11 protein-coding genes are annotated in these 11,174 nt (G+C 44.2%); 3 read left to right on the top strand and 8 right to left on the bottom strand.

Features of this window, described 5'->3' with window-relative positions; genetic code table 11:
* Positions 1-186: 186 nt before the first annotated feature.
* The 3 genes from rpoN to ACFSUF_RS16840 form a co-directional block, all read right to left on the bottom strand.
* Positions 187-1,506, bottom strand: coding sequence for an RNA polymerase factor sigma-54 (gene rpoN, locus ACFSUF_RS16850; RefSeq protein WP_377604558.1), 1,320 nt, complete (start codon positions 1,504-1,506; stop codon positions 187-189).
* A gap of 407 nt (positions 1,507-1,913) precedes the next feature.
* Entirely contained in the window at positions 1,914-2,915 is a 1,002-nt protein-coding gene (locus ACFSUF_RS16845; RefSeq protein ID WP_377604556.1) for a cyanophycinase, read from the bottom strand.
* A gap of 202 nt (positions 2,916-3,117) precedes the next feature.
* Positions 3,118-4,158, bottom strand: coding sequence for an alpha/beta fold hydrolase (locus tag ACFSUF_RS16840; RefSeq protein ID WP_377604554.1), 1,041 nt, complete (start codon positions 4,156-4,158; stop codon positions 3,118-3,120).
* A 289-nt stretch (positions 4,159-4,447) separates the two neighbouring features.
* Here ACFSUF_RS16840 and ACFSUF_RS16835 point away from each other — a divergent pair, with 289 nt between their 5' ends.
* Complete coding sequence (locus ACFSUF_RS16835; RefSeq protein WP_377604552.1) at positions 4,448-4,960, top strand: hypothetical protein; 513 nt, start codon at positions 4,448-4,450, stop codon at positions 4,958-4,960.
* Positions 4,961-5,042: 82 nt separating this feature from the next.
* On the opposite strand, the gene ACFSUF_RS16830 is transcribed toward ACFSUF_RS16835, so the two are convergent.
* The 5 genes from ACFSUF_RS16830 to ACFSUF_RS16810 all read right to left on the bottom strand — a co-directional run bounded on the left by ACFSUF_RS16830 (position 5,043) and on the right by ACFSUF_RS16810 (position 8,743).
* Positions 5,043-5,168, bottom strand: coding sequence for a hypothetical protein (locus ACFSUF_RS16830; RefSeq protein WP_377604550.1), 126 nt, complete (start codon positions 5,166-5,168; stop codon positions 5,043-5,045).
* 98 nt (positions 5,169-5,266) lie between these two features.
* On the bottom strand, positions 5,267-5,404 hold the full coding sequence (locus ACFSUF_RS16825) for a hypothetical protein (protein ID WP_377604548.1): 138 nt from the start codon (positions 5,402-5,404) through the stop codon (positions 5,267-5,269).
* A gap of 222 nt (positions 5,405-5,626) precedes the next feature.
* Positions 5,627-6,412 carry a tyrosine-protein phosphatase gene (locus ACFSUF_RS16820; protein WP_377604546.1) on the bottom strand — a complete coding sequence of 262 codons (786 nt, stop codon included), beginning with the start codon at positions 6,410-6,412 and terminating at the stop codon, positions 5,627-5,629.
* Positions 6,413-6,459: 47 nt separating this feature from the next.
* Entirely contained in the window at positions 6,460-7,866 is a 1,407-nt protein-coding gene (locus ACFSUF_RS16815; protein ID WP_377604544.1) for an undecaprenyl-phosphate glucose phosphotransferase, read from the bottom strand.
* A 7-nt stretch (positions 7,867-7,873) separates the two neighbouring features.
* Complete coding sequence (locus ACFSUF_RS16810; protein WP_377604542.1) at positions 7,874-8,743, bottom strand: glycosyltransferase family 2 protein; 870 nt, start codon at positions 8,741-8,743, stop codon at positions 7,874-7,876.
* 177 nt (positions 8,744-8,920) lie between these two features.
* Between ACFSUF_RS16810 and ACFSUF_RS16805 the strand changes: the two genes are divergently transcribed.
* Positions 8,921-9,925: an acyltransferase family protein gene (locus tag ACFSUF_RS16805; protein WP_377604540.1), complete on the top strand. Its 1,005-nt coding sequence runs from the start codon at positions 8,921-8,923 to the stop codon at positions 9,923-9,925.
* A gap of 93 nt (positions 9,926-10,018) precedes the next feature.
* Complete coding sequence (locus ACFSUF_RS16800; RefSeq protein ID WP_377604538.1) at positions 10,019-10,495, top strand: acyltransferase family protein; 477 nt, start codon at positions 10,019-10,021, stop codon at positions 10,493-10,495.
* Positions 10,496-11,174: the final 679 nt, after the last annotated feature.

Below are 11,174 nucleotides of genomic sequence, written 5' to 3'. Positions count from 1 at the left end.
CCTATCCCACTCACCACTTCTGCAGAAACAGTGACAGCGATTTTCCTTATTAGGCGGCGGCAGCTGCCCGACAAGGAAAATCGCTGTCTTCTTAATCTGATTACTCTCCGTAACTGACACTTTAGCGTAACTAGGCAGCACCATAGCGAAATCTGTTACCAACTTGCATCCCTGAGGCTTTAAAACCTACACTTCCTTCCGCACACTGGAAGGCAGAATCCGCAGCTCCTCCCGATACTTCGCAACCGTTCTCCGGGCGATGTGGATGCCCTCCTCCAACAGCAGCTCAGCCATCCGTTGATCCGACAACGGCTTCTTCCGGTCCTCTTTGTCCACCATCGCTTTGATGCGCGCTTTAATCCCGCGGGAAGAGGCAGCTTCGCCGGAAAACGTCGCCAACCCTGCCGAGAAAAAGTACTTCAGCTCGTACATCCCCCCAGGCAGCTTCACATATTTCCCCGATACCGCCCGGCTGATGGTAGACTCGTGCATGCCCAGCTTCTCCGCAATGACCTTGAGACTCATGGGGCGAAGCCAAGAGTCCCCTCGCTCAAGGAAAGCCATCTGCTCTTCCACAATCGTTTCAATCACACGCACCAACGTTTTTTTCCTTTGATCCAGAGAGCGCAGCAGCCATTCGGCCGACTTTTCCTTCTCCTTCAAAAATGCCGCCGTCTCCTTGCAGACTAAATTCCACTTCAACCCGTGATAGAACGAACTGAGTGTCACCTTCGGCAAATATTTCTCGTTCATCCGGATCGTATACGTTCCGTCCAGCTTCTCTATATAGGCATCCGGCACAATGTAGTGCGTGTCGTTCGGGCAGCAGCTGCAGCCGGGCTTGGGGTCCAGTGTGCGTATGTACTGCATCGCTTCGCCGACAGCAGTTGGGGACACCCGTAACTCCTGGGCAACTTGAGTGCATCTGCCGAAAGCCGCTGATTCCAAATACCGGGCTATAATGATTTCCGCTAACGGATGTGCATGGTCATCTCTCCGCACTTGGAGCAGCAGACATTCCTGCAGCGTACGAGCCCCTACACCGACTGGCTCCAAAGCTTGCAGCCGGGTAAGCGCCTCTTCCAGCAGAGCCAATGAAAATCGGCTTTCCCTGCTGGCCGTTTCCAGTGAGATGTCCAGATACCCCTGATCGTTTATGTTACCCGCTAAAAATACTGCCGCTTCAAACACGTCGCTTCGCAGCTGCAGCCACTTCAACTGGCCGATCAGTTGAGCCTCCAGTGTTTCTTCCGACGCCTTGGCCCGAAGCAGCGGATCGTACCCGCCCTCCCCATGCCGGCTTCCAGCCCGTTTGGATGCCCCCATGGAAAATAACCGCTCTGACGGATATTCCAGCTCGATCAGCGGATTATCCCTGCTTTCCTCCTGCAAATGCTGAAGCAGCTCATATCCCGGCATCTGGAGAATAGCCACCGATTGGCGCAGTTCCGCCGTAAGGATCGTCTTCATAGCTTGCTCTTGAGTTAGTCTCATTTCCGCTAGCATGGTATCATCCGCCCTTCAACTTTGAAATCACGTTCACCAAATCGTCACTTATCTAACCAGCAATATTCATGCCAACTTTACGATCCCTTCACATAAACGAAGGAGAATTTTAATTGTGTAAGATAACATAACATAAAACTATGTCTGATGTCTTCAAATCTTTATAAAATGGCCTAAACCACCTAATTGGGCTTTTATTTCAACATCCAGTTAAGACCAAAACCAACAGGATTTCTATTCTTCGTGATTATACATAACATCAACATGACACTGCTTCCTGTCAAAGCTCCACATGATGATCAACCGCATTTACCGGCAACTAATTATAATGGAGAAATGCATAAATGAAACCAAAACTCCCCCATTCTAAAATAAAAAAGGCTGCCCCCGAAGGAGCAGCTCTCATTTTAATATACAGAACCTTTTGACGATGTCAGCGAACCGGACGCCGCGCTGAGCGTATAGGACGTCCCGCCGCTGCCGGTCCAAGTGCTCAGGTTAAACGATTGGGTGGAAGATCTCCCTATTTTGTATACTCCTACTCCGCTGATGGCAAGCGGGGTGCCGGAAGCAATAGTCGTTGCCGCCTGGGATGTTTTCAGGAAATACACGCTGCCGTTTCCGAGAACATACCCGCTTCCGTTAGGCTCCACTACAAAAGCCGTCTGCTCATCCACTCCGATCCCCTTAGCTCCGTTCCCCGGAGCCCAGCCGTCCGCAATGTTACGGGCCAAAAATCCGACTAAACGCCCCATCCGGTCTCTTGCGCCGAAGTGAGTATCAACGATGGTGTCCGACAAATTCCATAAACTATTGAAGTCTTTGGAGAACGTCATATACCGGATATACGGATCGCTCAATGCCTCGTCGGAGTAGACCGAACCGTTCCGCGCATCGTAAATATGCTCGCCCAGCACCATAGCTCCCGCGCTCGTTCCGCCAATTGGCACGCCTCTCGTTTTCAGCTCGGCAATTGCCGTTTCGACCTTCGTATCCTTTAAATAATTCACATAAGTATTCTGATCCCCGCCTGCAATGAATAAAGCTTCCGCGTTGCGGATTTTGTTATAGATGAAATCGTCGTTGGCTCCCGTTCTGTTTTTTACAATCAGCGTTTCCACCGAATTCACAGTGCCCAGGCCATTTACGTAAGGATTGTACGCATCTGTGCCCGTAGTCCGCAAAATCACGAAATCCCCGCCGCCCGACTTAGTAATCATCCATTGGAACGCCGCATCCACATCGGTGCTTCCGCCCATGATCACCATGCCGCCTGACGTCGTCTTCGTTACATCCGCCGTGCTGCCTACAGAATAATACGAGTAGTTGTTCGCTGCACCTGCTGAGTATCCGCTTACTAACGTACACACCAATGCCGCAACCGCCAACCAGATTCCACGCTTCTTCATTGTTTTCCTCCTCAGGAAGGTCAAGTACGCCCCGGGCCGGCTCCGTGGCGCCTATCTGAAGAATCAGCAATAACCGTTCCTTAACTTGGTTAACAAAGAAGCGTTCCTGCAGAAGTTCTGAAAAACCAAACCTAAATACCTATAACTATAGTTAATTAAACCTAGTGGATATATATATAACAATCCTGCTTCTTTTCTATGTTTACTTGAAGAATTCCGTAAACTGATGAATGGTTTCCTGAGGATTTTCTTCCGAGATCCAGTGACCGGTTTTCTCCAGTTTCACCGCTTTCCCGTCCGTTGCATGTTCCTGTACAAATGAATTCAACATATCGTAACCGGACACTCCCCCAATACCGAGAACCGGTACGGACAGCTTAGGATAGGTTTTCATATCTTCAATATCCTGCCTGAATGCTCTGTACCAGTTATGGCCTGCACGAAGCGCGCCAGGCTTGGCATACGCGGCGATGTAAATCTCTCTTTCCTTTTTAGAAAGGGCGGTTTTGTCATAACCCAGGTAATCGTACATCCAATTATAGGCGATCTCCAGCTGTTTCCCCTGCAGCAATTGCTCCGGCAATTCAGGAACCGTATTGAACGCAAACCACCAGTAGAACTTGGCACGTTCCGGATTACTCTCATCGTATACGCCATTTGGAGGCAGGATCGGGATTTTCAAAAAGTTCTCGTTTGGATGAGAAGCGTCCAGCAGTGCTAGTTTCTTCGTGGCTTGAGGATAGTTGGCTGCAAAAGCGTAAGCAACCGTGGCCCCGATGTCATGGCCAGCTATATTCACTTTTTCATAGCCGAGCTCTTTAGCCAACGCATAAATGTCTGAAGCCATAGTCTTCTTATCATAGCCTGTTTCAGGCTTGCCGGAGCTGCCCATACCGCGATAATCAATGGAATAAACATGATATTTCTCTGCTAGAGCCGGCATAATTTTGTGAAATGCATACCATGTTTGCGGCCAGCCTGGAAGAAGGAACAGCGGCTCTCCCTTACCTCCCTCCACATAATGAATCTTGATTCCATTTACCTTTCTGTAACCGTTCTGGAAACCTGGCAGTTCTTTAACAAGTACTTCATCGGAATAAGCTTTTTTTGCAGAGGTTTGATCGGCTGCATCCCCGCCCTCTTGCCCCGTGTTATGTTTTGTGAAAGCTGAAAGCAGCAGCAGCGACAGAATCATAGTAATAGACACGAATAGGGCAAACCACCTTGATTTTCTTGCGGACATAATAATCCCTCCAATGTAGATTCTTGTTTTGTACTATCCTCATTTGTTTCCTTATTTTTCTTACAATTGGATTTTAACAAGAATAGAACTTAAGCAAACCTGCGGGAGGTCATGTATTTTCAAAGTAAAAAGCAGCACTTCACCTCATTCAACATGATAAATTTCATGGCCTAATGCCAAAAGTCATGCCATAATTTACATGTTGCTAGACAGGTCTATCGGTCAGTTCCCCAACCCTTTCATTTCCTTTATAATATACAGATAGCATTTTACATTAGGAGGAATTGAGATGAAACGAAGCACCAAAGTATGGATCACGCTGGTATCGCTGGCCGTTCTGCTTGGCGGGGGGTTATGGGCCGGTAAAATATATGTCTCCAATAAGATCACATCCGTCATCACAGACATGGCGGACGATCCTTCTACACAGAAACAGATTCAGGAGATGGCCGATCAGTTGGCTAACGACCCGGATGCTCAGGACGTGTTAAAGGAAGCGGAGAACGCAGCCGCAGGAGACAAAGCAGAGGGGAACACAACAGCCGACAATAATTCCAAAACCGATGATTCCCAAAAACCAGCTGCCGGAGGTTCCAAAAGCGGAACGATCTCTTTTAAATCGAAGAACGAAGCTACCCAATACGCCATGAGTAAGTTCAACGCCAAAGAGGTAGTCCACTACATGGATGCATTCCGCAAAAAAGACAGCCTGACATCCGAACAGAAGAAACAGATTAAAGCCGAGATCTTGTCCCGCTTTACCCAGGAAGAATTACAAGCATTGATCGCAGCTTCCCGATAACACCAACGAAATTCAACTACCTTGTGAAACACAAGAAACCCCCAAATCCCTTGGATCCAAGAGGTTTGGGGGTTATTTATAATCAGAACAAGTATTTCCAAACTGCAGTGAGGATGATAGCCCACAACACAATCCCAAGGGCAACGCCTATAACAATTCCCCGGCTGATCGAGCCTGCGTCCGAGTCTGAGGTTTGATGCTCATTCACGCCTGACCCCTCCTATAAGATAAGTCAACTTACCAGGTTGGTCTTACCATTATAGGCAGCGGTGCGATGAAATATACGAAGTAAACTCTAACTCCAGACTATCCCCAAAACCTACGCAAAGGCCGGCGGGTCCGCGATCCGATCTTGAGCCACCATCTCTGCTCATCATCCTGAAAGAACCGGATACCAAGCAATCTCAACGGTGTCCATACCTCTCTGAAATTGTACAATGGCATTGTTCCAACCTCCTATCCCTATAGACCAATTATATAATAGGAAATGGAAATAGTATGTCGGATTTTGCCATCTGCCTCACCTTATAAACAAATAGATTACAGCTAGTATGATAATCCACAACACGATTCCTGCTAGAATCCCCGTCATGATGCCACGGCTGCTGTTTAGCGGATCCGTTTTTTTATCTTTGTCATCCATGCCCGTTCCCTCACAAAACCAGATTAACTAAACCAGCTGCGGACCTTCCTCATAAAACCGGATGCTTTGGCATTTGCCATCTCAACATGTGGTGCCTCCACCGGCTGATTGGATAAAATACGTGATGCATTATCCTTATAGTAAGCGACGTACCCTTCTCCCAACTCTACAGCTACTTTACCATAGGCATCTTGCAGCAAAAAGGGTCTATGTGTAAGATTATGCGCATCCGAGGAAACAAAATGAATCAGATTCTGACGGCATAAATCAAAGGAGCTTTTCTGAATTTTTTTGCCGAACGTACCAAGCAAAGAATGTGTAGTCACTTGGCCAAGTGCGCCTTGATCAACCAGTTGCTGCATCGTTTCCGGTTTCGCCGCTATTTCCGCATTCCGCTCCGGGTGAGCGATGATCGGCACAATCCCCATGAGCAGCAGTTCATAGACAACATCCGGCAGCTCTCTAGGAACACGCGACGAAGGAAGCTCAACAAGAAGATAACGGGAATCATCCAGCGTCTGCAACTTACCTGCCTCCAGATCATCAAGCAGATTGTTATAAAGCCTCACTTCTTGTCCAGCCGCAATACGTAACTGAATTTGAGCCGCTTGGATCGATTCATTTAACAGAGCCACTTGTTCTCTTACGAAACCGGCTTCATTGTAATCACGTCCATTAGCGTGATGCGGAGTAGCGATGAGGACAGAAATCCCCTCTGCTGCAGCAGCACGAACCATGTCCAGCGAAGCTTCCAGCGTCTGCGCCCCATCATCCACTCCCGGCAAAATATGAGTATGTATATCGATCATCCTGCATCCTCCTCCGGTTGTGCGAAAGGCTCCGGGAGTCCGGAGCCTTAGTATGCATTTTTGTTTACAAACCCGTTCACAAAGGTTTTCAAAATGATTTTAAGATCGAATAGAAAAGTCCAATTCTCAATGTAAAAAATGTCATGCTTGATCCGTTCCTCAATCGAGGTATCACCGCGCAGCCCGTTCATTTGAGCCCATCCGGTAATACCTGGCCGGATATGATGCTTCACCATATACTTCGGAATATCCTCACGGAATTGTTCCACATAAAAAGGGCGTTCCGGACGAGGGCCTACCACACTCATATCGCCGCGCAATACATTAAAAAATTGGGGCAGCTCATCAAGACTTGTCTTCCGGAGCAATTTCCCTAATCCCGTCAACCGCGGATCATCCTTGACTGTCCAGCCGGTCTCTGACACATGGTTGAAGTCCGTCCGCATGGAGCGGAACTTAAACATGTGGAAGTTTCGGCGGTTAAGGCCTACCCGCTCCTGCTTGTAGATAATCGGCCCCTTCGAATCGAGCTTCACAGCAACAGCAATGAGAAGCAGCAACGGTGAAATCACAATCAGCACGGCCAGGGAGAAGACAATGTCGAATGCCCGCTTGAGCAGCCGGTTCCTGACCTCATCCAACGGAATATCCCTTACATTAATAAGAGGAATCCCTGCAAAGTTATCAAAAAACGGTTTCGAAGGCAAGAAATCGAAAAAGTCCGGAATAATCAGCGTCTTCACGCCGTCCCTCTCGCAAACATTGATAATCTGACCAAATTTATTATGGGCATCCAAAGGCAGGGCGATGATGACTTCATCGATCATATGTACTTTCAACAAGTCTTCCAGATCATCGATCGTACCGAGAATCGGCTTATAGTTCCCATCTTCAGCATCATGCTCCGTCTTATGATCATCCAGAAAGCCCAGTACTTCGAAGCCAAGCTCCTGATGATGAATGACCGAGTTGTAAAATCTTTTGCCTAACGTACCGGCTCCGAGAATCAGAACAAACTGTTTATTATAACCCTTGCGGCGTATTCCTCGCTGGGTGGCCTTCAGTAAGTACCGATAGAAACTTAACGCAAGAATATTGTTGATAATAAATAACAGCAGGAAGGAACGCGACACGTCTACTTCCTTGTAAACAAAGAGAATGCTTAGCAGCACAAACAACCCGATGACATTCACTTGAATAACCTTGTAGAACTCAAAAGCATAGTTTTTACGCCGTTTAGACGTATAGAAACCAACCAGGAACCCGGTAGCTACAGCCACGATTCCATAGACGATAGCCCAAAGCATGTACCGCTTGAACGAAAGCGAAGGCTCGAAAGGAATCCAGCCGCTTTGGAACTTCAGCCAGTAGGATATCGCGAATACCGCCTGGATGGCGATAAAATCCGTAACAGCATACAGCTGTGCAAAGACTGTCTGATTCTGTCTAACCATTGCTCTCTCACCTCACTGACCCAAAACGATTCAACATCAGGGACATCAAATATTTGGTACCTACACCTGCATAGACCAGCCCGTTGACTAACGCGGGATATTTATTCTTATAATGTTTCCGGTGAAAAAGAATCATCGCGCGGTGAAACTCATAAATAATTTTCTTCGGCTTCTTTCGGCTGCTGGCTCCCTTGAGATGAAGGATCTTCACCGCGGGATTATAATAAATCTCCCATCCAGCCTGCTTCATGCGGTAGCACCAGTCAATATCCTCACCGTACATGAAGAACTCTTCGTCCAGCAGGCCCACTTGATTGATCGTTTCCCGCCGCACCATCATGAACGCTCCGACCAGACAATCCACTGGATATTTCTCATCCGGGCTCAAATAACCTAGCTGATATTGGTTGAACCTTTTCACCTTAGGAAACAATTTGGCGAACCCGAAAGCATAGTAGAATGACGCCGACGGTGTCGGAAACCCGCGCTTACATGCCTTATCCAACCGTCCGTCCGGTAACAGCACCTTACATCCGGCTGCGCCCACTTTCGGATTCTCATCCATGAATTTGGCCATATAGTCCAGCGTATTCGTCTCCACAAGCGTGTCCGAATTCAACAGGAGAATATGTTCCCCTTGGGCAACCTTAATCCCGATATTGTTTGCCTTCGCAAACCCCAGATTGTCCTCATTCACGATTACCCGAACCTGAGGAAACTGCTCTCTCACCCTGGCAACCGTTCCGTCCGAAGAGGCATTATCCACCAAAATAATCTCGTATTCACTATCCATCCGGGACTTCAGCACCGACGCGATACAATCTACCGTCAGTTCCGCCGTATTATAATTCACAATAATCACGCTAAGCTTAAGCATTTGGACTCACCACTCTGATACGTCTTGTTGCATCCATTATACTACTAAATTGTGTATTAAACGACAGTATATTAAAAGTCTCTGTTAATTTGGATGTTCGGTGAAGATATTTTATTATTTAAACTATTAACATTGTAAGTTATAATTAGGCATCATTTATAATTTCTGAGGTGGATAATGCAAAGTAAACAGAGGTCTGAATGGGTGGATGTATCTAAAGGCATATTAATATTACTCGTTGTTTATGCTCATTCAGCAGCAATACAAATTTATTCCGATTACCATACATTAATTTATTGGTTTCATATGCCCGCTTTTTTTGTACTTAGTGGATTATTTCACAAAGAAGTTAATAATATTACTGATTTAAAACTATGGTGGTCATCTCGCTGTAAAGACCAAGTTAAATATTATGCCCTATTTATACTATCAATTTATACTTATAGGAGTATATTTGTTACTTCCGATTATCTTGATATGATAACAGAGCTTAAAAATGTGGTTCTCGGTGGTCGGTATATAGATGGTTATTATGCACCGATATGGTTCATTACCTGTCTATTATTTACTCAGTTACTTTTCAATATTGTAACTCTGGTTTCATCCAGAACTTGGATTCGACTCGTTATAATATTTCTATTATTTATTTTAGCACACATTGAATCAAAATTTTTCCCCCAACTTAAAATCCCTCTAAATATAGACGTGTCATTATTCTCACTATTCTTCTTCTCCTGTGGATATTATTTGAAGAATCATATGAATAATCTTACCTTAGGGCTTATATGCGTGGTTGGTTTATTATTTACTATTTCTAACGTTAAAAATGGACAATTCTCATACTTTCTAGATTTGAAACAGCACAGTTATCACAATACTATATTAGATGCTATAATCCCTCTCTTTGGGACTGGAACAGTATTTCTGATAAGTTATTTAATAGGCAAGGAAGGATTATTGTTTAGACTATTTTCTTATTTAGGAAGACACTCATTAAACATAATGTATCTACATTTAATTATGGCCATAGAATTAAAAAAAATAATTTTATATTCCGGGCTACCTTATTTCCTAATTATCGGGGTAATCTCGCCTATAATCATTATTAGTATACTGTCCAATATTAAAGTTTTCTATATTAACCGTTTGCACGCGTTACTATACAAAAACAAATATTTGTAAAAATCTTCTTAAGGCTACTCAATATTGGTAGTGAAATTACCAATATACGAAAAATTCTTATTGTGTACATAACGTATTGAAAGAGGAGATATTTTGGCTCAGCTAATTCAAAGGATTTTAGGGATGGACAAAAGTAAGCACATACCCCAATTAGACGGGATACGCGCTATTGCAGTATTAATGGTTTTTGTTTATCACGCTTGGGGGATGTCGGGTAGTAGTAAGTTTATATATGCAGGTCACGATGTAACTTTTTTAATAAGTTGGGGACATGCCGGAGTAGACCTATTTTACGTCCTCAGTGGTTTCTTATTGTTTTTACCGTTTGTAAGAAGTCATGATGAGAGTAAATCCATGCCCAATATAAAAAATTACATTATAAGGCGTTCCTTAAGAATCATACCTATTTACTATGTTTATATTATTTTAACTATACTACTAACCTCGCAGATATCATTATTATCTTCGCAAGGGGTAAAAACACTGCTAATTAACTTCTTATTCTTACAAGGTTTTTTTCCAGAGTATATGATTAATGGTGTAACTTGGACGCTTGCAAACGAAATTTAATTTTATATTTTATTGCCTTTTGTAAGTGTATTGTTTGTAGGCAAGCGAAGTATAATAGCGCTACCAGTCTCAATAATTATTGTATTGTTATATAGGATTATTGTTTTTAATTTGTACGTGCCTGATACATCAGCAATTGATTGGAAATATTATATGATTACTGAGTATAACATCATTGGTTGTTTTGATAATTTCGCTATCGGAATGGCTTTGGCTGGTCTTTATTTTTTCTGTACATCTCGCATAATGAGTACGAACCTAAATAGGTTATTAAATATAGTTAAAATTCTAATATGGCTTGTACCTTTCTTTTTCATTGCGCTTTGCTACCCCTACTATGAATGGAGATTTGAGAAAAACACGGGAGCTAGTTGGTATATATTTTCTTTCGCTTACGATATTCTATTGTACCTTGTTTTCGCAATAGTATTTATTTACGCTCTTTTCTTTAATTCAAAACTCACTAATTTTTTAAGCAATACCTATTTGAGAGTATTCGGAGTTATCGGGTACAGTGTGTATATTTGGCATCTTCCAATAATGGGGAATTTATCTTCAATAAACTATATTAACTCTGTAACGGGTTTGGATAGTTTTTTACGTTTGCTTGTAGCTTCTTTTATAATTATTATACCATTTGGCTTCTTTATGTACTTATTTGTTGAAAAATACTTCATGG

The organism is Paenibacillus gansuensis (assembly GCF_042684925.1).
Classification (GTDB): domain Bacteria; phylum Bacillota; class Bacilli; order Paenibacillales; family DY6; genus Paenibacillus_N; species Paenibacillus_N gansuensis.
This window is presented reverse-complemented; position numbering and strand designations above follow the sequence as displayed.

Excerpts from the sequence above, each read along its gene's own strand:
- ACFSUF_RS16820 (WP_377604546.1), bottom strand. The coding sequence starts at position 6,412 with ATGATCGATATACATACTCATATTTTGCCGGGAGTGGATGATGGGGCG.
- ACFSUF_RS16840 (WP_377604554.1), bottom strand. The coding sequence starts at position 4,158 with ATGTCCGCAAGAAAATCAAGGTGGTTTGCCCTATTCGTGTCTATTACT.
- ACFSUF_RS16845 (WP_377604556.1), bottom strand. The coding sequence starts at position 2,915 with ATGAAGAAGCGTGGAATCTGGTTGGCGGTTGCGGCATTGGTGTGTACG.
- rpoN (WP_377604558.1), bottom strand. The coding sequence starts at position 1,506 with ATGCTAGCGGAAATGAGACTAACTCAAGAGCAAGCTATGAAGACGATC.
- ACFSUF_RS16835 (WP_377604552.1), top strand. The coding sequence starts at position 4,448 with ATGAAACGAAGCACCAAAGTATGGATCACGCTGGTATCGCTGGCCGTT.
- ACFSUF_RS16825 (WP_377604548.1), bottom strand. The coding sequence starts at position 5,404 with ATGCCATTGTACAATTTCAGAGAGGTATGGACACCGTTGAGATTGCTT.
- ACFSUF_RS16810 (WP_377604542.1), bottom strand. The coding sequence starts at position 8,743 with ATGCTTAAGCTTAGCGTGATTATTGTGAATTATAATACGGCGGAACTG.
- ACFSUF_RS16805 (WP_377604540.1), top strand. The coding sequence starts at position 8,921 with ATGCAAAGTAAACAGAGGTCTGAATGGGTGGATGTATCTAAAGGCATA.
- ACFSUF_RS16815 (WP_377604544.1), bottom strand. The coding sequence starts at position 7,866 with ATGGTTAGACAGAATCAGACAGTCTTTGCACAGCTGTATGCTGTTACG.